The 20,452-nt window shown below is 71.7% G+C and carries 17 protein-coding genes; 4 read left to right on the forward strand and 13 right to left on the reverse strand.

Going from position 1 to position 20,452, the window contains the following annotated elements:
- Positions 1 to 2: 2 nt before the first annotated feature.
- From ABLM29_RS06385 to ABLM29_RS06435, 11 genes are all read right to left on the reverse strand, one after another.
- Positions 3 to 1,274 carry an MCE family protein gene (locus ABLM29_RS06385; protein WP_349713153.1) on the reverse strand — a complete coding sequence of 424 codons (1,272 nt, stop codon included), beginning with the start codon at positions 1,272 to 1,274 and terminating at the stop codon, positions 3 to 5.
- On the reverse strand, positions 1,271 to 2,620 hold the full coding sequence (locus ABLM29_RS06390) for an MCE family protein (protein WP_349713154.1): 1,350 nt from the start codon (positions 2,618 to 2,620) through the stop codon (positions 1,271 to 1,273). Before ABLM29_RS06390 ends, ABLM29_RS06385 begins: the two co-directional genes overlap by 4 nt.
- Positions 2,617 to 3,873 (reverse strand): MCE family protein, encoded by a 1,257-nt coding sequence (locus ABLM29_RS06395; protein ID WP_349713155.1) that lies wholly within the window; start codon positions 3,871 to 3,873, stop codon positions 2,617 to 2,619. Before ABLM29_RS06395 ends, ABLM29_RS06390 begins: the two co-directional genes overlap by 4 nt.
- The gene (locus ABLM29_RS06400; protein WP_349713156.1) at positions 3,873 to 4,856 is read right to left on the reverse strand and encodes an MCE family protein; all 984 of its coding nucleotides are present in this window, start codon (positions 4,854 to 4,856) and stop codon (positions 3,873 to 3,875) included. Before ABLM29_RS06400 ends, ABLM29_RS06395 begins: the two co-directional genes overlap by 1 nt.
- Positions 4,856 to 5,935 carry an MCE family protein gene (locus ABLM29_RS06405; RefSeq protein WP_349713158.1) on the reverse strand — a complete coding sequence of 360 codons (1,080 nt, stop codon included), beginning with the start codon at positions 5,933 to 5,935 and terminating at the stop codon, positions 4,856 to 4,858. The genes ABLM29_RS06400 and ABLM29_RS06405 overlap by 1 nt, the downstream gene beginning before the upstream one ends.
- On the reverse strand, positions 5,932 to 7,281 hold the full coding sequence (locus ABLM29_RS06410; RefSeq protein WP_349713159.1) for an MCE family protein: 1,350 nt from the start codon (positions 7,279 to 7,281) through the stop codon (positions 5,932 to 5,934). The genes ABLM29_RS06405 and ABLM29_RS06410 overlap by 4 nt, the downstream gene beginning before the upstream one ends.
- Positions 7,281 to 8,114: an MlaE family ABC transporter permease gene (locus ABLM29_RS06415; RefSeq protein ID WP_349713161.1), complete on the reverse strand. Its 834-nt coding sequence runs from the start codon at positions 8,112 to 8,114 to the stop codon at positions 7,281 to 7,283. Before ABLM29_RS06415 ends, ABLM29_RS06410 begins: the two co-directional genes overlap by 1 nt.
- A 28-nt stretch (positions 8,115 to 8,142) precedes the next feature.
- A complete protein-coding gene (locus tag ABLM29_RS06420; RefSeq protein WP_502889177.1) occupies positions 8,143 to 8,916 on the reverse strand; it encodes an MlaE family ABC transporter permease in 774 nt (257 codons plus the stop codon).
- A 372-nt stretch (positions 8,917 to 9,288) separates the two neighbouring features.
- On the reverse strand, positions 9,289 to 11,421 hold the full coding sequence (gene uvrB / locus ABLM29_RS06425; protein ID WP_349713162.1) for an excinuclease ABC subunit UvrB: 2,133 nt from the start codon (positions 11,419 to 11,421) through the stop codon (positions 9,289 to 9,291).
- 57 nt (positions 11,422 to 11,478) lie between these two features.
- Positions 11,479 to 12,750 carry a phospholipase D-like domain-containing protein gene (locus ABLM29_RS06430; protein ID WP_349713163.1) on the reverse strand — a complete coding sequence of 424 codons (1,272 nt, stop codon included), beginning with the start codon at positions 12,748 to 12,750 and terminating at the stop codon, positions 11,479 to 11,481.
- A gap of 57 nt (positions 12,751 to 12,807) precedes the next feature.
- Positions 12,808 to 13,734 carry a DNA-3-methyladenine glycosylase family protein gene (locus ABLM29_RS06435; RefSeq protein WP_349713164.1) on the reverse strand — a complete coding sequence of 309 codons (927 nt, stop codon included), beginning with the start codon at positions 13,732 to 13,734 and terminating at the stop codon, positions 12,808 to 12,810.
- 277 nt (positions 13,735 to 14,011) lie between these two features.
- On the opposite strand from ABLM29_RS06435, the gene ABLM29_RS06440 reads away from it, so the two are divergent.
- Positions 14,012 to 14,623 (forward strand): TetR/AcrR family transcriptional regulator, encoded by a 612-nt coding sequence (locus tag ABLM29_RS06440; RefSeq protein WP_349713166.1) that lies wholly within the window; start codon positions 14,012 to 14,014, stop codon positions 14,621 to 14,623.
- 22 nt (positions 14,624 to 14,645) lie between these two features.
- Positions 14,646 to 16,169: an ATP-dependent DNA ligase gene (locus ABLM29_RS06445; RefSeq protein WP_349713167.1), complete on the forward strand. Its 1,524-nt coding sequence runs from the start codon at positions 14,646 to 14,648 to the stop codon at positions 16,167 to 16,169.
- Between the two features lie 34 nt (positions 16,170 to 16,203).
- Here the strand turns inward: ABLM29_RS06445 and ABLM29_RS06450 are convergent, their stop codons facing one another.
- Positions 16,204 to 16,881, reverse strand: a complete 678-nt coding sequence (locus ABLM29_RS06450) for a YdeI/OmpD-associated family protein (RefSeq protein ID WP_349713169.1) — start codon at positions 16,879 to 16,881, stop codon at positions 16,204 to 16,206.
- 73 nt (positions 16,882 to 16,954) lie between these two features.
- On the opposite strand from ABLM29_RS06450, the gene ABLM29_RS06455 reads away from it, so the two are divergent.
- Complete coding sequence (locus ABLM29_RS06455; RefSeq protein ID WP_349713170.1) at positions 16,955 to 17,668, forward strand: TetR/AcrR family transcriptional regulator; 714 nt, start codon at positions 16,955 to 16,957, stop codon at positions 17,666 to 17,668.
- Here ABLM29_RS06455 and ABLM29_RS06460 read toward each other — a convergent pair.
- Entirely contained in the window at positions 17,638 to 18,918 is a 1,281-nt protein-coding gene (locus tag ABLM29_RS06460) for an acetyl-CoA C-acetyltransferase (protein WP_349713172.1), read from the reverse strand. The two genes, ABLM29_RS06455 and ABLM29_RS06460, sit on opposite strands and share 31 nt — an antisense overlap.
- Before the next feature lie 181 nt (positions 18,919 to 19,099).
- Between ABLM29_RS06460 and ABLM29_RS06465 the strand changes: the two genes are divergently transcribed.
- Positions 19,100 to 20,452 (forward strand): 3-oxoacyl-ACP reductase, encoded by a 1,353-nt coding sequence (locus ABLM29_RS06465; RefSeq protein WP_349713173.1) that lies wholly within the window; start codon positions 19,100 to 19,102, stop codon positions 20,450 to 20,452.

The raw sequence follows: 20,452 nt of genomic DNA on the forward strand, positions 1-20,452 counted from the left end.
GCTCATCGCCCCTTCACCGGTCCCACCAACATCCACTTCCACGCGTCTCCGCCCAGCACCGACAGGCTGCTCGGCGGGTTGAACACCACCGGGTTGCCGGCCGCGTCGACGACGCCCGCGACCTCGCCGGTCGCCGCGTCGTAGCCGCTGGTGTAGGAGCGGGGCGCGGACGCGTTCGCCCCCGTCCCGCCCGGCGCCGACTTCGAGCCTCGGGCCACGTACGGCGCCCCCTCCTCGCAGCTCGCGGGGTAGACCGGCGTGTCCGTCGTGTCCTGCGTCGAGCGCCACTCGGTGGCCGGCAGGTAGCCCTTGGTGCACGGCGGCACCGAGTAGTCGAACTGCAGGTTGATCCGGCCCCAGCCGTCCTCGGTGATGCCGTTCGGGCCGCCGGAGATGATCACCGGGTAGGTGACCAGCAGCTGCTCCACCCCGTCCAGGTGGCTGAGCACCGTCTGGGTGGTCGTGGAGAGGTCGCTGAGGAGCACCGGGAGCGTCGGCTCGAGGTCCTCCAGCAGCGCCTGCGCCTCGCGCGCCGCCCCCGGGGTCTGGCCGACGACCGTCCGCAGGTCGCCGTCGCTGCGGCGCAGCGCCGCGGTGACGGTCGCCAGGTCCGCTGAGAAGCTTCGGATGTTCTCGCCCTGCCCCCGCTGCGTGCGCAGCACGGTCAGCCCGCTGTCGAGCAGCGTGACCGTCTCGGCGGTGTGCGCGGAGGCCTCCTGGATGAACGCGGTGCCGCCGTCGAGCAGCCGCTGGAGGTCGTCCCCGGTGCCGCGGAACATCCGGCCCAGCTCGCGGACCGTGACCTGCAGGTTCTCCTTGTCCACGGACCGCACGAAGTCGTCGAGGTCGACGAGGAGGTCCCCCTCGTCGACCGGGAGCGACTCCTCCGTCCCGTGGTAGACCGTGCCGTCCACGGCGTACGGCGGGGCGTCGGCGGGCGGCTGGAAGTCGAGGTACTGCTCGCCGACCGCCGAGAGGTTGTGCACGTACATCGCGGAGTCGACGGGCAGCTGCGTGTCCTCGTCCAGGTCGAGGTCCAGCGTGACGCCGTCGACGGTCGTCGTCATCTGCGCGACGCGGCCGATCTTCACCCCGCGGTAGGTGACCTCGCTGCCCTCGAAGAGGCCGCCGGAGGCGGGCAGGGTCGCGGTCACGGCGAGGCGCCGCCCCGTGATCCGGTCGACCACGCCGAGGTAGGAGGCCGCGACGTAGGTGATCCCGACGGCGCTGAGCACCACGAAGGCCATCAGGCGCATCCGTACCGCGCGACTCATACCGCACCTCCCAGCAGCGTCGTGGTCGTCGTGACGGGGTCGGCCCGACCCTCGGCGATCCGCCGGGTCAGGCCACCGGGCCCACCGAGCGAGGTCAGGCCGGCGCTGGCGGCCTCACGGTCCGCCAGGCGCTTGAGCTCCACGGCCGGGACGGTCGCCACGACCTCGCAGACCGGGCTGTGCCGCAGCCCCTCCTCGCGGCACCGCCGGGTCAGGCTGCGCCGGGACGACACCTCCTGCAGCGCCGTCGTGCAGCTCTGGCTGGTGACCCGACCGCTGCGCACGCAGCCGGTCACCGAGCTCTGCAGCACCCGGCCGACGAGCCCGCGCACGTTGACCTTCGGCAGCTCCACCCCGACATTGGCGAGGATCTGCTCGATGTCGAGGTCGGCGCGCATGATCGTGTCGGCATAGTCGCCCTCCACGATCGCGTTCGCCGACTTCGGGAACGGGAAGCTGACCAGCAGGTTCAGGCCCGGGGCGAGCTCGTCGCCGGCGTCGGCGAGGCGGTTGAGCACCGGGTCGAGGTGACCCAGGATCTCGAGCACGTCGTCCTTGCTGGCCTCGATCACCCGGGTGCCGACGCGTCCCAGGTCGTCCAGGGCGCCGAGCATGTCGATCAGCTCGTCGTGCTGGGCGGCCAGCACGCGGACCGCCGGTCCGGTCGCGTCGAGCGCCTCTGCGACGGTGTCCTTCTCCGCGTTGAGGGTGGCGGTCAGGCCGTTGAGGGAGTCCAGGGCGCGGATGATGTCCGACTTCTGGTCGTCGATCGTGCCGACCACGCCCTCCAGCGACCCCATCAGGTTCCGCAGCCGGCCCTCGCGGCCCGACATCACGGCGTTGGCCTCCTTCATGATCGTGCCGAGCTGCGCGACGCCGCCGCCGGTGAGCAGGAACGAGAGCGCGCCGAGGACCTCCTCGACCTCCGGGTTGCGGCCCGTCGCGCTCATGTCGATCCGGTCGCCGTCGGAGAGGCGACCGTCGCCCGCCGCTCCCGGGGGCGCCTCGAGGGCGACGTACTTCTCGCCGAGGAGGGAGACCTGCCGGATGTCGGCGATCGCGTTGTCGGGCAGATCGACGTTGTCCCGGATCCGCATCGTGACGCGCGCGTGCCAGCCGACCCGCTCCACGTCGGTGACCTCGCCGACCACCACGTCGTCCACCATCACCGTCGAGCGCGGCACGACGTTCAGCACGTCGGCGAAGTCGGCGGTCACCTCGAAGGAGTCGTCGTCGCCGACCGGCGAGCCGGGCAGCGGCAGGTCGTAGGCCTCGAACGAGCAGCCGCCCAGCGCGAGCGCCCCGGCGACCAGCGCGGCGGCCGCCCTGCCGAGCCGGCCGCTCATCGGACACCCCCCAGGAGGCCGGCGACCGACGGGTCGTCGGGAGCCACGTAGGTCGCCTGGCGGACCGGCACCGCGAACCCCTTCCCGGTGTCGGGACTCGTGCCGGGTCCGGCGCCGCGGTGCGCGGCCGGCTGCTCGTCGTCGGTGATGCCGGCCGGCACCCACGGCAGGTCGGTCACCAGCGGCTCCAGGTACTGCTCGAGCAGGTCGCAGGCGAGCTTCTTCATCGGCTTCGAGATCTCCGGGTTCAGCTGGATTGTCGCGCAGATGAACCCGTCGAGGTCCCAGATGTTGTTGCCGAAGTTGATCCGGGAGTTCTGCGTCATGCTCGCGATGTCGAAGCCGAGGTTCAGGTTCGCCATCGCCACCGGCGCGATCCGCAGGGCCGTGTCGAGGTTCTTCCGCTCCGAGGCGATCGCCGAGACCGTGGTCGTCAGCTGCCGCACGTCCTTGACCAGTGCGTCCCGGTTGTCGCCGACGAAGCCCTTGACCTCCCCGACGGCGTCGGCGACCGCCGCGACCGCCTGCTGGAGCTCGTCGCTCTCGTCGGCCAGGAGGTCCGAGACGCCGGCGAGGTCCTTCATGAACGCCCGCACCAGCTCGTCGTTCGCGGCCAGCGTGGTGGTGAACTCGGCGAGCTGGCTGACCGCCTCGAAGAGCGGGCCGGCACCCTCACCGAAGGTCTCGGCGGCCGCCGACATCTCCCGGATCATCCGGTTGCCGCGGGCCCCCTGGCCGTCGAGGGCGTTGCGTGCGGACCGCATGACGTTGTTGAGGGTGCCGTTCTTGTTCACGCCGTTCGGGCCCAGCGTCGTGGTGAGCGTCTGCAGGCTGGCGTAGATCCGGTCGAGCTCGACCGGGACCGCGGTCTCCGGCAGCGGGATGTCGGCGCCGTCGGCCATCACGTCGCCCTTGGTGTAGACCGGCGTCAGCTGGACGAAGCGGTCGGCGACCAGCGTCGGCGTGACCACGACCGCCTTCGCGTCCTCCGGCACGCGGTACGACGCGGCGTACTCCATCTCCACCCGCACCGAGTTGCCCTCCGGGATGACCGCGGTCACCTCCCCCACGTTCACGCCGAGGATCCGGACGTCGGTCCCGGTGTAGACGCTGACCGCCCGCGGGAAGTGGGCGGTGACGGTGTTGCGCTCCTCCGGCGAGCGCACCACGTTGAGCGCCACGCCGACCACGAGCAGCACGACGACGAGGGCCACGATGCGCCGGTCGATCCGGCTCCAGACCGCTGACACCATCAGAACTGCCCCTCCGCGATCTCGAACTCGCCGGTGACCACGCCGAGGACGTTCGCGGCGTACGCGTCGAACCACGGCCCCGTCCCGACGATGTTGCTGAGGATCGACACGTACGGGCCGAGCTCGCGCAGCGTCGCCTTGAGGTCCTTCTTCCGCTGGACCAGCAGCGTGGTCAGGTCGTCGACCTGGGCCAGCGCGGGACCGATCGTCCTCGCGTTGTCGGTCGCCACGCCCTCGAGCTGGCGGGCGAGGATCCGGGCGTTGACCAGGAGCGCGTAGACCGCCTGGCGCCGCTTCTGGAGCTCCTTGAACACCAGGTCGCTGTTGCGCATCAGGCCGACGATGTCGTCGCTGCGCGCGGCGAGCACCTCGCTCACCTGGGCCGAGGACTCGAAGAGGGTCTGCAGCTCCTCGTCGCGGGACGCGATCGTCTGCGAGAGGCGCGCGATGCCGGCGAACGCGCCCTGCACCTCCGGCGCGGCGGCGTCGAGCGTGTCGGCCACGACGTCGAGCGCCTCGGTCAGCTTGTCGGTGTCGATCCCCTCGGTGGTCTCGGTGAGGTCGCTGAACACGCCGACGATGTCGTACGCCGACGTGGTGTTCGCGACGGGGATGGTCCCCCCGGCCTCGAGCTGGCCCCCGGCGTCGGGGGTCACCTTGAGGTACTTCTCGCCGAGCAGGTTGAGCACGTCGACCGACGCCGTGCTGTCGGGTCCGAACTCGACGCCACCGTCGACCTCGAACGTGACCACGACCTTCTCCCCCTCCAGGTCGAGGCCGGTGACCCGGCCGACCCGGATGCCGCCGATCTGCACGATGTTGCCCTTGTGCAGCCCGCTGGCGTCGCTGAGCTCGGCGTAGTACGTGGTCCCGCGGAACCCGGGGAACTTGGAGAGGTTGAAGGTCGCGACGGAGACCAGCGCGAGCACCACGAGGGTGACCACGCCCAGCCGGAGGACCTTCTTGTCGTCGGTTCTGGCCATCAGCGGTCCTGGCACCGGGGTGCGGTCGAGGCGAGCTCGTAGCCCGCGATCTTGTCCTGGAGCTGCTTCACGATCGGGATGTCGCCGATGTAGGGCAGCTTGATCGCCACCGAGATGCCGCAGACGTAGTACTGGTACCAGGAGCCGTAGGTGCCGGTCCGGGTCTGGTCGCGCATCATCTCGGGCATCCGGTCGAGCAGGTCGACGATCGAGGCCCGCTGGTCCGGCTTGTTGAGCAGCCGGGCGAGCCGGTCGATCGCCACCACGTCCTGCTTGACCAGGGGCCGGCCCTGCCGCAGGAGGTCGGCGACGACCACCGTCAGGTCGGAGATGTTGTCGAGCGAGGAGCCGATCGTGTCGCGGTCGCGGGCGAGGTCCTGCATCCAGTTCCTCAGCTCGATCACCAGCGTGCTCAGCTGCTGGCGCCGGCTGTTGACGGTGTCCAGCGTCTCGCTGAGGTTCGTGACCACCTGCCCGATCAGCGCGTCCCGGTCGGCCAGCGTGTTGGTGAGCGAGGACGTGTGTGCCAGCAGGCCCCGGATGGTGCCGCCCTCGCCCTGCAGGACCTGGACGATGTTCATGCTCAGCTCGTTGACCTGGTCGGGGGTGAGCGCCTGGAAGAGCGGCTTGAACCCGTCGAACAGCACCGTGAGATCGAGCGCCGGCTTCGTCTGGGAGACCGGGATCGTGCCGCCGTCGGCGAGCGGGGCGGCGCGGTCGGCCCCGGCGCCGCGCTCGAGCGCCAGGTAGCGGTCGCCGACGAGGTTGAGGAAGCGGATCTCGGCGGTCGAGGCGGAGGTCAGCCGGACGTCGTCGGCGACCCGGAACGTCACCTTCGCCATCGACCGGTCGTAGTGCTCGATCTTCCTGACCTCGCCGACGTTGACGCCCGCGACACGGACGTCGTCGCCCTTCTGGAGCATGCTCGCGTTGGTGAAGACGGCCTCGTACGTCGCGCCGCCGCCCAGGCCGACGTTGCCCATCAGCATCGCCAGCATGCCGGTGACCAGGATCGAGACCACGGTGAAGACGGCCAGCTTGACGGCGGCGGCGGTGGTGACGGCGTTGCGGCGGTTCACCGGGCCACCTCCTCGCGGGCGGGCTTCCCCTCGCGGACCACCGGACCGTAGAGCAGGCTGCCGAACGCGCCGTACGACGCCGGCTCGCGGCCGCTCTGCTCGGCGAGCAGCACGTTGACCAGCTGCTTGTCGCGCTCCGTGCCGGCGAAGCCGCTGCTCACGCCGCCGATGTCGCCGGACTCCACGCCGAACTCGTCCTGGAGCTGCACGGGGACCCAGCTGGTCGGCGGGTTCTCGTCCATGGGCGAGCCCTGGTCCAGCGGGATCCGCGTCGCCGGGGAGGAGAAGTCCGGCAGGCCGAGGCACCAGGGGCCGTGGCCGGCCTCGCCGTTGACGGGCGTGTCCCGCTCGTCGAAGTGCCGGTACTGCGGCGTGCCGAGGAACATGTACTGCTTGACCACGTTGCCCTCGAAGGTCTTGGACAGGATCGGCTCGTAGCGGGCCGCGCCCTTGATCAGGCAGCTGAACTCGGGCGAGTAGGTCTCCAGCACCGCCAGCACCGGCTCGGTCATCTGCCCCATCCGGACCAGGTTCTGCTCGTTGTCGGCGAGCACCCGGTTCGCGACGCCGGCCACGCCCGAGATGTCGGAGAAGAACGTGTCGAGGTCGCGTCGCTTCTGCACGATCGTCTTGCTGGTCACCGTCACGTTGGCGAGGGTGTCGATCAGGTCCGGCGCGGCGAGGTCGTAGATGTCGGCGACCTCGGCGAGCTCGACCAGGTCCTGGCGCAGCGTCGGCAGGTGGTCGTCGATCGCGGTCAGGTAGCCGCCCAGCTGCTCCATGGTGCGGCCGATCTGCTCACCGCGACCGCTGAGGGCGGTGGCGATCGCGTTGAGCGTCGCGTTGAGGTCGGCCGGGCGGACCGCGCGGAGCAGCGGGAAGAGCTGGGCGAGGACCTGGGAGAGCTCGACGTTGGTCTCGACCCGGCTGGCCGGGATCACCTCGCCGTCGCTGATCGGGGTGGCCGACGGCCGGGCCGGCCGGACCAGGGACACGAACTTCTGCCCGAACAGCGTCGTGGGCAGGATCTCGACCGAGACGTTGCTCGGGATCGTCGCGGCGGCCTCGGGGTCCAGCGCCAGCCGGATCACCGCCTGCTGGCCGTCCTGGCTGATCTCGCGGACCTGTCCGACCAGCACCCCGTCGACCCGCACGTCGCCGTACTTGGCGAGCTGGAGGCCGGCGCGGTCGGCCTGGACCGTCACCCAGGTGACGCGGTCGAAGGTCTTGTTGTAGATCGCGATCGAGAGGCCGATGAGGAGCGCGATCACCGTCAGGAAGACGATGCCGGCGAGGAGCAGCCGGTTGTGCTCGCGCGCGGAGTCGTGGTGGACGTTGACCAGCATCAGCCCGTGATCCTCACCGTCGTGGTGGAACCCCAGATCGCGAAGCTGAGGAAGAAGTCCGCGACCACGATGGTGACGATGCTGGTCCGGATCGCCCGACCCACCGCGCGGCCGACGCCCGCCGGTCCGCCCGAGGCGGTGTAGCCGTAGTAGCAGTGGATGAGGATCACCGCGACCGCGAGGAAGAGCAGCTTGAAGAACGACCAGAGCATGTCGATCGGCGGCAGGAACTGCAGGAAGTAGTGGTCGTAGGTGCCCGCCGACTGGCCGTAGATCAGCGTCACGATCAGGCGCGGCGAGAGGTAGGAGGCGAACAGCGCGACGATGTAGAGCGGGATCACCGCGACGAAGGCGGCCACCATCCGGGTCGTCACCAGGAACGGCAGCGACGGGATGCCCATCACCTCCAGCGCGTCGATCTCCTCCGAGATCCGCATCGCGCCCAGCCGGGCGGTGTAGCCGCAGCCCACCGTCGCCGCCAGGGCGATCGCGGAGACCAGCGGCGCCACCTCGCGGGTGTTGAAGTAGGCGGAGATGAACGCGCTGAACTTCGCGACGCCGATCTGGCTCAGCGAGGCGTAGCCCTGGATGCCGACCTCGGTACCGGCGAAGAAGGCCATGAACGCGATGACGCCCGCCGAGCCCGCGATCAGCGTCAGGCCGCCGACCCCGAACGCCACTTCGGCGAGGGTGTTGAGCACCTCGCGGGGGTAGCGGGTGATCGCGCGCGGGACCCACGCCAGCGCCTTGACGTAGAAGAGCAGCTGGTCGCCGTACTCCTCCAGCGCGTTGCGCCATCCGCGGATGACGCCGAGCGGCATGCTGACAGCCATCAGCGCACTCCCCCGTTCCCGAGCCCGTTCACAGGCCCACCGGCGGGGCGACCTGGAAGTAGATGGCGGTGATCACGGCGTTGAGGAAGAACAGCGCCATGAACGCGATGATCACCGACTCGTTGACCGCGCGGCCGACGCCGCTGGGGCCGCCGCCGGCGCCCAGGCCCTTGTAGGCGCCGATGATCGCGGCGAGCCAGCCGAAGATCACCGCCTTGATCATCGAGATGTAGAGGTCCGGCAGCGAGGCGAGCGCCGTGAAGGAGCTGAGGAAGGCGCCGGCCGAGCCACCCTGCACGATCACGGTGAAGAAGTAGCCGCCACCGATGCCGGCGCCGATCACGATGCCGTTGATCATCAGCGCGACGAACATGGTCGCGACCACGCGGGGCGCGACCAGGCGCTCCAGCGGGTCGACGCCGAGCACCTCCATCGCGTCGATCTCCTCGCGGATCTTCCGCGCGCCCATGTCCGAGCAGATCGCCGACCCGGCGGCGCCGGCGATGATCATCGCCGCGGCCATCGGGGCGGCCTCCCGCACGGTGGCCAGCACCGCGGTCGCGCCGGCGAACGACTGGGCGCCGAGCTGGCCCGTCAGGTTGCCGACCTGGAGCGAGATCACCGCGCCGAACGGGATCGAGACCAGGATCGTCGGCATCAGCGTGACGCTGGTGACGAACCAGGCCTGCTCCAGGAACTCCCGGACCTGGAACGGCCGGGTGAAGATCCGCTTGGTGACCTCCAGGACCATGAGGGCGATCTCCCCCGGTCCACGGATCACAGCCACCGCGTTGAACGCCACGGATCGCTCCTCCCGAATCGAACGCCATCGGCCGACTAGAACGTGTTCTCGTTGTGACCAACACAACAAGGCACGTCCGCGTTACGGCCCGATGTCCGCCAATTTCTTTCAGGTGGGCAACGAGGCAGGTGTGGCGTCGGTCACGGCCTGAGCGTGGGAAAGGTGCGACACCGCGTCAGCGGGCACGCGCCCGGACGGGGAGGGTGCCGGTCTCCGGGCGCGACGTCACATGGATCCTCGCCCCGAAATCAGCCTCCGAGCGACGAGGATCCATGTGACGCGGCTACTTCGTCGCCGATGCTCGCTTCGCTCGCATGCTCCCGCGCTCGCGACCAGGCTTACGAGCTCGTTCCTCGCTCGACGCCTGGTCGCTCACTTGGTCGCCTCCATCATCTGGCGGAGCTCCTTCTTGAGGTCGCCGATCTCGTCGCGCAGGCGCGCGGCGAGCTCGAACTGGAGCTCCGCGGCGGCGGCCTTCATCTGGTCCGTGAGCTCCTGGATGAGCTCCGCGAGGTCGGAGCTCGGGAGTCCGGCGAGGTCCCTGCTGTGCGTGCCGACGTCGGTCGAGCGGAGCGCGGGGGTCGGGGAGCCCTGGCGCGGCTTGACCCCGCCGGCGCGGCCCTTCTGGCCCACGTCGGCCCAGGTCTGCAGCAGCTCCTGGGTCGTCTCGTCCTCGCGCGCCAGCATCTCGGTGATGTCGGCGATCTTCTTGCGCAGCGGCTGCGGGTCGATCCCGTTCTCGGTGTTGTAGGCGATCTGCTTCGCCCGGCGGCGCTCGGTCTCCTCGATCGCCGAGGCCATCGACGGCGTCACCTTGTCGGCGTACATGTGGACCTCGCCGGAGACGTTGCGCGCGGCGCGGCCGATCGTCTGGATCAGCGACTTGTCGGAGCGGAGGAAGCCCTCCTTGTCGGCGTCCAGGATCGAGACCAGCGAGACCTCGGGCAGGTCCAGGCCCTCGCGCAGCAGGTTGATGCCGACCAGCACGTCGTACGCGCCCAGGCGCAGGTCGCGCAGCAGCTCGATGCGCTTGAGGGTGTCCACCTCGGAGTGCAGGTAGCGGGTGCGGATGCCGGCGTCGAGGAGGTAGTCGGTGAGGTCCTCCGACATCTTCTTGGTCAGCGTGGTGACCAGGACCCGCTCCTCCTTCTCCGTGCGGGCGCGGATCTCGCCGATCAGGTCGTCGATCTGGCCCTTGGTCGACTTCACCACGACGTGCGGGTCGACCAGGCCGGTCGGGCGGATGATCTGCTCGACGACGTCGCCCTGGACCCTGTCCAGCTCGTAGTTGCCCGGGGTGGCGGAGAGGTAGATGGTCTGACCGATCCGATCCACGAACTCCTCCCAGCGCAGCGGCCGGTTGTCCATCGCGCTGGGCAGCCGGAAGCCGTGCTCGACCAGGTTGCGCTTGCGGGACATGTCGCCCTCGTACATGCCGCCGACCTGCGGCACGGTGACGTGCGACTCGTCGATCACCAGCACGAAGTCCTCGGGGAAGTAGTCGAGGAGCGTGTTCGGTGCGCTGCCGCGGCTGCGGCCGTCCATGTGCATCGAGTAGTTCTCGATGCCCGAGCAGGAGCCGACCTGGCGCATCATCTCGACGTCGTACGTCGTCCGCATCCGCAGCCGCTGCGCTTCCAGCATCTTGCCCTGGCGCTCGAACGTGGCCAGCTGCTCGGCGAGCTCCGCCTCGATCCCGGTGATCGCCCGCTCCATCCGCTCCGGGCCGGCGACGTAGTGGCTGGCGGGGAAGACGTAGAGCTCGGTGTCCTCGGTGAGCACCTCGCCGGTGACCGGGTGCAGCGTCATCAGCCGCTCGATCTCGTCGCCGAAGAACTCGATCCGGACCGCCATCTCCTCGTAGACCGGGAAGATCTCCAGGGTGTCGCCGCGCACCCGGAACGTGCCGCGGGTGAATGCCAGGTCGTTGCGGGTGTACTGGATCTCCACGAGCCGCCGCAGCACCGAGTCCCGGTCGTGCTCCTCCCCCACCCGCAGCCGGATCATCCGGTCGACGTACTCCTGCGGGGTGCCCAGGCCGTAGATGCAGGAGACCGTGGACACCACGATCACGTCGCGGCGGGTGAGCAGCGAGTTGGTCGCCGAGTGGCGCAGCCGCTCGACCTCCTCGTTGATCGAGGAGTCCTTCTCGATGTAGGTGTCCGTCTGCGGGACGTAGGCCTCGGGCTGGTAGTAGTCGTAGTAGCTGACGAAGTACTCGATCGCGTTCTTCGGGAAGAGCTGGCGCAGCTCGTTGGCGAACTGCGCGGCCAGCGTCTTGTTCGGCTGCAGCACCAGCATCGGCCGCTGCACCTGCTCGGCGACCCAGGCGACGCTGGCGGTCTTGCCGGTGCCGGTGGCGCCGAGCAGCACCACGTCCTGCTCGCCGGCGTTGAGGCGGCGGGAGATCTCCTTGATGGCCGCCGGCTGGTCGCCCGACGGCTGGAAGTCCGACTCGACGTGCAGGGGCGCGACGCGGCGCTCGAGGTCGGTGACGGGACGCATGCGACGAGCCTACGAGGTGGCGCCGACAGCGCCGGTCGCGGCGCCCGGCCGGTCAGGTCACAGCAGGGGACGCAGCGGCGTGAGCACCAGCTCGGTGAACTTGCGGTGCAGGTCGCGGGCGGCCCACTCCTCGCGGGTCAGCTCCAGGCTGTTGGACTGGTCGACCTCGAAGATCGTCTCCAGCTCCCGCGCCACGGCGGCGTTGATGAACTCGACGTTGACCTCGTAGTTGCCCTGCAGGCTGAGCCGGTCGATGTTGGCGGTGCCGACGGTGCTCCAGGTGCCGTCGACGGTCGCGGTCTTGGCGTGCACCATCGCGTCGCGGAAGCGCAGGATCCGGACGCCGGCGTCGAGCAGCTGGCTGAAGTACCCGCGCGAGATCCAGTCGGCCACGATGTGGTTGGACTTCAGCGGCAGCAGCAGCCGCACGTCGACGCCCCGCCGGGCCGCCGCCTTGAGCGCGTCGACCAGGTCCTGGTCCGGCATGAAGTAGGCCTGGGTCATCCACACGTTGCGGCTGGCGCGGTTGATCGCCTCCAGGTACATGCCCCGGATCGGGAAGACCAGCAGCCGCGGCACGTTGCGGTGCACCCGGATCTGCGGCTCCCAGGTCGACGCGGTCTCCAGCAGCAGCGGCCGCTCCGAGGCGCGCAGCCGGCGGCGCCGGTTGAGGTTCCAGAAGTCGGCGAAGGTGCGCTTGAGGTCCCACACGGCGGGCCCGGTGATCCGCACGTGGGTGTCGCGCCACTCGGTCTCGTACGCCGTCCCGATGTTGTAGCCGCCGACGAACCCGACCCGGTCGTCGACGACCAGGATCTTGCGGTGGTCGCGGCCGTAGCGGCGGAAGTCGAAGAAACGCCAGCCCGCCGGGTAGACCGGGTAGCGGAGCACCTTCATGGTGTCCGGGAACCGCTGGAAGCGCGGGGAGACGACGAGGTTCGCGAACGCGTCGTAGATGACGTAGACCTCGACGCCCCGCTCGGCGGCGGCGCGCAGCGCCTCCTTGAACCGCTCGCCGACGACGTCGCCCTTCCAGATGTAGGTCTCGAAGAGGATCTGGCGCTGCGCGCCGTCGATCGCGGCGAGCATGTCCTCGTAGAGGTCCTTGCCGTAGGTGTACGTCGTCACCTCGCCCTCGCCGATGTCGGCGGGCCCCGGCGGGTGCACCGGGAACGGCTTGGGGCGCTTGCCGCGACGTCGGTAGGAGTCCACCAGCGACATCGCGATGGCGACCAGCATCGGGATGCCGAAGAAGGCGAGCAGGAAGCGGCGCAGCCACCCACGGAGCCCGACCCCGCCGGTGTCCCCGTCGACCGCCTCAGTACGCACGACCACAATCTAGTGGAGCGCCCGTCGGACCTCCTCCCCACCTGCGGAAACGCGCGGCTAACGGGAGGGCAGGTGCGACCGCGGAGCCATCCGGGGCCCGCGCCGCGGCGCGCCCAGCCCCGCCGCGGCGACCAGGAACGGCACCCGGCCCCGGTGCGGCCGCCACGGCTCCAGGAACTCGGCCAGCGCGCGGTCGTCGAACGGCGCGCCGGTGAGCGCCCAGCCGACGTCCTTGGCGATGTGGAAGTCGCCGAAGGAGACGGCGTCGGCGTCGCCGAGCGCCATCAGCCGGACCTCGGCGCTCGTCCAGACGCCCACGCCCGGGATGCTGCGGAGCGCGCGGTCCACCTCGGCCAGGGGACGCGCGGCGACCCGCTGCCAGGCGTCGCCGCGCCGCGCCACCTCGACCAGCGCCCGCGACCGCGCCGGGTCGATGTGCAACTCGAGCCACACCCAGGACGGGATGCCGGCCAGCGTCGCGGCGTCCGGCTGCACCCGCAGCCCGAGGTCGGCGGCCGGGCCGGGGGCCGCCTCGCCGTAGCGCCGGACCAGGGAGCGGAACCCGCCGAAGGCCTCCTGGCCGGTCACCTTCTGCTCGATGATCGAGGGCACCAGCGACTCCAGCAGCAGGCCGGTGCGGCCCATCCGCAGGTGCGGGTGGCGGCGGCGGACCTCGGCCAGCACCGGGTGGCGCGGCTCGAAGCCCGCCCAGTCGTCGGCCTCCCCCAGCAGGTCCGGCAGCTGCTCCAGCGCCCACTCCGCGCCCGGTCCCCACGCGGCGGCCTCGACGGCGCCGTCCGCCCCGCCGGCCTGCGGCGCGACGACGGTCGCCGCCGGCCCCTCCGGGGTCCGCGACACGCGCCACTGGCGCCCGTCCACCACGCGGTGGGTCGGGTCTCCGCCCCCGCGCCGGTGCTGCCCGACCAGCGCCGCCACAGGGACCGGGCGCCCGGGGCGCCAGGTGCGTCGCAGCGGGGCGGCCATGCCGTCGAGCCTAGGCCGTGTCTCCCAGGTCGGCGTCGTCGCGAGCGGCGTTCGCGGCCGATCTGGCAAGGCGGCGGAGCGCTGGCGTGCTGGATCGCACGTCGAGCGACGCCAACGCAGCCAGATCGAGTCGGAAACGTCGCGTAGCAGGCGCGGACTTGGGAGACACGGCCTAGGACACGGCTCGCCCTGCGGGACCGGTCCCCGTGGACGGTCTCCGCTCACCACTAGGATGTGTCACGACCCGACGAAACCCCTTCGCCCCCAGGGAGAGCACGTGACGACCGAGAGCGCCCGCGCCCGCCGCGGACGGCTGGACCAGGAGGCGGTGCTGCAGGCAGCCGAGGCCCTCGTCGACCGGGACGGGTACGACGCCCTGACGATGACCTCGCTGGCGGCCGAGCTCGACGCGCGGGTCTCCTCGCTCTACAACCACGTCGCGAACCTCGAGGAGCTGCGCGCGCTGATCCAGGTCCGCGCGATGCGGATGCTCGGCGACCACGTGCGACGGGCCGCGATGGGGCACGCCGGCGCCGACGGGCTGCGGGCGCTGAGCCACGAGCTGCGGGCGTTCGCGCAGGCCCACCCGCAGCGCTACGCCGCACTGACCCGGCCGCCGATCGACCGCGAGGCGTTCTACAGCGCGGCGATCGACGCGATCGAGGCGCTGGCCGTGATGGTGCGCTCGGCCGGCCTGCCGGAGGACCGGCTGCTGATGACCGGGACCGCCGTCTTCGCCGCGCTGCACGGCTTCGTCTCGCTGGAGGTGGCCGGCTACTTCGGCGACTTCGACGGCGTCGACGGCCAGCCCGCGCTGGACCTCAACGAGATCTTCGAGCTGGTGATCCGCGGCGCGGTGACGGCCGCGGTGCTCGAGGCCACCCACTGATCGAGGACTCGAGGGTGGGCGGGTGCTGCTGAACGACCTGGTCGCCACCTCCGCCGCGGTCGCCGCCACCCGGGCCCGGACGGAGAAGACCCGGCTGATCGCCGACGCGCTGGCGGGCGCCGACCCGGACGAGCGGCCGCTGGTCGCCCGCTACCTGGCGGGCCGGCTGCGGCAGCGCCGCACCGGGCTCGGCTGGCGCGGCCTGCGGGACCTCCCTCCCGCGGCCTCGGCTCCGACGCTGACCGTCGCGGAGGTCGACTCCGCGTTCGAGGCGATGTCGCTGCTGGCCGGCCCCGGCTCCGCGGGCGCACGGTCCGCGGCCGTCGAGGCGCTCTTCGGTCGCGCCACCCCCGACGAGCAGGCGTGGCTGCGGGCGGTGGCGCTGGGCGAGGTCCGGCAGGGGGCCTCCGACGCCCTGCTGGTCGACGCGCTCGCCGCCACCGCCGGTCAGCCGGTGGCCGCGGTGCGCCGCGCGGCGATGCTGGCCGGCGGGGTGGCCCCGGTCGTCGAGCACGCCTTCGCCGGCACCCTGGAGTCCGTGCGGCTGGAGGTGGGACGTCCGGTGCTGCCGATGCTCGCCTCCTCCGCGCCCGACCTGGCCGCGGCGTGGGCCAAGGTGGGCGGCGACGCCGGCGGCCCGGTCGCCGTCGACGCCAAGCTCGACGGCATCAGGATCCAGGCCCACCGGCGCTCCGGCGAGGTGCTGCTGGTGACCCGCAGCCTGGAGGAGATCACCGCACGACTGCCCGACGTGGTCGCCGTGGTCGGGGCGCTGCCCGGCGGCGACCTCGTGCTCGACGGCGAGGCCCTGCTCGTCGGCCCCGACGGCCGCCCGCGGCCGTTCCAGGAGACGGCGGCGCGCAGCGCGACCCACGGCGAGGGCGGCGCGCGCCTGGCACCGTACTTCTTCGACCTGTTGCACCTCGACGGCCGCGACCTGCTCGGCGCCCCCGCCCACGAGCGGTGGGCGGCGCTGGAGGCGCTGGTGCCGGAGGCGCACCGCGTCGCGCGCTGGCGTGGGGTCGATCTCGCGGAGGCCGAGGAGTTCGGCGCCCGTGTGCTCGCCGAGGGGCACGAGGGCGTTGTGGTGAAGGCCGCCGAGGCGGCGTACGACGCCGGCCGCCGCGGCGCCGCCTGGGTCAAGGTGAAGCCGGTGCACACCCTCGACCTGGTGGTGCTGGCCGTCGAGTGGGGCTCGGGCCGCCGGCGCGGGCTGCTCTCCAACATCCACCTCGGCGCGCGCGCCGACGACGGCTCCGGCTTCGTCATGCTCGGCAAGACGTTCAAGGGGATGACCGACGCGATGCTCGCCTGGCAGACCGAGCGGTTCACCGAGCTCGCCGTCTCCCCCGCCACGCTGCGCGACGACTACGTGGTCGAGGTCCGCCCCGAGCAGGTGGTCGAGGTGGCGTTCGACGGGCTGCAACGGTCCACGCGCTACCCCGGCGGCGTCGCACTGCGGTTCGCCCGGGTCGTGCGCTACCGCGACGACAAGACCGCGGACGAGGCCGACACGATCAGCGCGGTGCGGGCGCTGCGCGACTGACCCGCCCGCCGCTCGGCATCTGCTCCGGGGCCGGTCACCGCACCGCCGCGGCGGCCGCAGCGGCCCGCTCCACCCACCGCGGCGGGTCGCCGTAGCGCTGGTTCGGCACGAGCTCGCCGGCGGCGCAGCAGTCGATCAGCTGCGTCAGCCGCCGGTCGCGGGTGGCCTCCTGCTTGGCCGACGTCACCCAGGCGACGCAGACCTTGCGGTACGACGCGGTCGCAGCCTCCCAGAAGGCGGCGGCCGCCGGGGAGGCCGCCAGCCGGGCGGCGTACGGGTCGGGGAGCACGTCGGCGGCACCTTCGTGGCTGTAGGGCGCCTCGTCGCGCCGCCGCTGCTCCCAGATCGCCAGCCCGCTGGGCTGCATCCGCCCCTCGGCGCGCAGCTTCTCGACGAGGTCCAGGTTGACCTTGCTCCACACCGAGGTCCTCTTGCGAGGGGTCCACCGCTGCCGCCGGGTGTCGCCGTCGATGCGCTGGACGACGGAGTCGATCCAGCCCCAGCAGAGGGCCTCGGGCACGGCCTGCTCCCACGTCAGGCCGTGGTCGGGGAGGTGCTTCCTCCGCAGTCCCATCCAGAGCTCGGTCTCCGTGTCGTGGTGCAGCGCCAGCCACGCGCCGAACTCCTCGGGGCCGTCGAAGAAGCGCGCCGGCCGGTCGGGGGTGCCGCCCATCCGGCCCGGCATCCCATCCCCTGCCCCGTCGCGCGCCATGCCACGAGGGTGCCACCGGACGCCGACACGCGATCCTGCAACTCCGAGTTGCACACGCCGTACACTCCCCGGCATGGCGACTCCAGCACCCCCCGACGACGGGCGGCGCACGGCGGCGGCGGCCCGGCGGCGCAAGCGCGAGGCCGAGATCGTGGGCGCCACCCGGGAGATCTTCGACGCCAAGGGCGTGCGGAACGTGCAGATCGACGAGATCGCCGCCGCGGTCGGGATCAACCGGGCGATCGTCTACCGCCACTTCACCGGCAAGGAGGAGATCGTCGCGCTGACCCTCGTCGGGTACCTCGACGAGCTCGGCGCCGCGCTGCGCGACGCCGCAGCGACGACGGACCACCCGACCGAGCAGCTGGTGGCGATGGTCGACGCGTTCGTCGGGTACGGCACGGCGCACCCGGCGTTCGTCGACTGCGCACAGGCCCTGATGAACCGGCCCGGCCAGGAGCTGCTCGACGAGATCTCCGAGAGCGCGCTGTTCCGGCTCGGCCGCGCCATCAGCGGCTGCCTGACGATCCTCTCCGACAACCTGGCCGCGGGGCAGGCCGCCGGCGACTACGACACCCCCGAAGACCCGACGCTGCTGGCCAACATGCTCTACGCCACCGGAATCGGGGCGCTGCAGCTGGCCCGGCTCGGCCTCCTGGTCAGCGAGTCCGCGCCCGGCGTGCCCCGCGTCGGCCGCGTCTCCCCCGACCAGGTGCGCGCCTACCTGACCTCGGCCGCGCTCGGGCTGGTGGCTCCTCAGGCCTCCAGGATCGCCACCACACCCTGACCGCCGGCGGCGCAGACCGAGATCAGCGCGCGCCCGCCGCCGTTGGCGGCCAGCAGCTTCGCGGCGTTGGCGACGATCCGCCCGCCGGTCGCGGCGAACGGGTGCCCCGCCGCGAGCGAGGAGCCCTTCACGTTGAGCTTGTCGCGGTCGATCGAGCCCAGCGGCGCGTCCAGGCCGAGCCGCTCCTTGCAGAAGACCGGGCTCTCCCACGCGGCGAGCGTGGAGAGCACCTGCGAGGCGAACGCCTCGTGGATCTCGTAGAAGTCGAAGTCCTGGAGCGTCAGCCCCTGCCGCGCGAGCATCCGCGGGACGGCGTACGCCGGCGCCATCAGCAGCCCCTCGGCGCCGTTCACGAAGTCGACCGCGGCCACCTCGGAGTCGACGAAGAACGCCAGCGGCGCGAGGTCGTGCTCCGCCGCCCACTCCTCCGAGGCCAGCAGCACCGCGGAGGCGCCGTCGGTCAGCGGCGTGGAGTTCGCTGCGGTCATCGTCGCGGCCTCGCCCTTGCCGAAGACCGGCCTGAGCTTCGCGAGCTTCTCCAGCGAGGAGTCGGCGCGCAGGTTGTTGTCGCGCTCCAGCCCCCGGAACGGGCTGACCAGGTCGTCCTGCCACCCCTCGTCGTACGACGCCGCGAGCTTCTGGTGGGAGGCGACGGCCAGCTGGTCCTGGTCCTCGCGGGCGATCTGCCACTCCAGCGCCGTCAGCGCCTGGTGCTCGCCCATCGACAGCCGCGTGCGCGGCTCCCCGTTGGACGGGATGGCCAGCCCGATGTCGCCCGGCCGCAGCGACCCGAGCACCTTCAGCCGGTCGGCGTTGGAGCGCGCGTTGTTGAGCCGGATCAGCTTCTTGCGCAGCCGCTCCGAGAGCGCCACCGGGGCGTCGGAGGTGGTGTCGACGCCGCCGCCGACGCCGACGTCGATCTGGCCGAGCCTGATCTTGCTGGCGATGTAGTTGATCGCCTGGAGCCCGGTGCCGCAGGCCTGCTGGAGGTCCACGGCCGGCGTGGTGGGCGCCAGCCGGCTGCCCAGCACCGACTCGCGCACCAGGTTGAAGTCGCGGCTGTGCTTGAGCACCGCGCCGCCGGCCACCTCGCCGAGCCGCTCCCCCTCGAGCCCGAACCGGGCGACCAGCCCGTCCAGCGCGGCGGTGAGCATCTCCTGGTTCGACGCGGTGCCGTAGGCGCCGTTGGAGCGGGCGAAGGGGATCCGGTTGCCGCCGATCACGGCTGCGCGGCGGAGGTTCTCGGCCATGGTTCCTATCCTCGTACTGGTCGGCCCCGGAGCGCACGCCGCGCGGGGTGGATCACGAAATGTGGACTCAGAGTTACACATCTAGTTACATACGGCCAGCGAGTCCCGCGTGACGGTTCTCGCACCCCCATCGTTCCTCCCACGGACAACCCTCTCGCAGCGACCGGAAGGCACCGACGCCATGAGCGACAAGTACCAGGGGTTCGCGAGCTCCTCGATCGGCAAGTTCCTCGTCAAGAACCTCGGCCTGCCCAACCCCACCCCGCTGGAGCGATACGCCGACGGCGACCCCCTCGTGCAGGGCACCGTGCTGGTCGGCGGCACCGGCCGGCTGGCCGAGTCGCTGCCGGGCATCCTCGACCTGATCGGCGTCGCCTCCACCGCCGATCCGGCGGCCGGCCAGGCGGAGCCGGTCAAGGGCATCGTCATCGACGCGACCGGCCTCACCGACTCCGCGGCGCTGGTCGCGTTGCGCGACTTCTTCACCCCGGTGCTGCGCGGCCTCGCCCCGTGCGCCCGGGTGGTCGTCCTCGGCACCCCGCCGGAGCTGACCTCGGGCCCCGAGCGGGTCGCGCAGCGCGCGCTGGAGGGCTTCACCCGCAGCCTCGGCAAGGAGATCGGCCGCGGCGGCACCGTCCAGCTGGTCTACGTGGCCGTGGGCCAGGAGGCCGCCGCGACCAGCACGCTCGCGTTCCTCCTCTCCCCCAAGTCGGCTTACGTCTCGGGCCAGGTGGTGCGGATCGGCGCCCACGGCCCGGCGACCCACACCAACGTCGAGGACTGGACCCGGCCCCTGGACGGCAAGGTCGCCCTGGTCACCGGCGCCAGCCGCGGCATCGGTGAGGCGATCGCCCGGGTGCTGCACCGCGACGGCGCCACCGTGGTCGGGCTGGACGTGCCGCAGGCGGCGAGCGAGCTGCAGTCGCTGATGAAGGAGCTCGACGGCGACTGGCTCACCCTCGACATCACGGGCAAGGACGCGCCGCAGCGGATCGCGCACCACCTGAAGGAGAAGCACGGCGGCGTCGACGTCGTCGTGCACAACGCCGGCATCACCCGCGACCGCAAGCTGGCCAACATGGCGGCCGACGACCGCGGCGACCGCTGGACCTCGGTGCTCGACGTCAACCTGGGCGCCCCCGAGCGGATCACCCGCGAGCTGCTCGCCCAGGGCCTGGTCCACGACGGCGGCTCGATCGTCGGCGTCGCCTCCATCGCGGGCATCGCCGGCAACGTCGGCCAGACCAACTACGCCGCATCGAAGGCGGGGGTGATCGGGCTGGTGGACTCGCTGGCCGACGAGCTGACCGAGGGCATCACCATCAACGCGGTGGCGCCGGGCTTCATCATCACCCAGATGACCGACGCCGTGCCGTTCGCGACCCGCGAGGTCGGCCAGCGGCTCAACGCGATGGCCCAGGGCGGCCTCCCGGTCGACGTCGCCGAGACGATCGCCTGGTACGCCAACCCCGCCTCCTCCGGGGTCAACGGCAACGTGGTCCGCGTCTGCGGCCAGATGATGCTGGGGGCCTGA

The sequence above is a fragment of the Nocardioides sp. YIM 152588 genome, from assembly GCF_040191335.1.
Taxonomy (GTDB): Bacteria; Actinomycetota; Actinomycetes; order Propionibacteriales; family Nocardioidaceae; genus Nocardioides.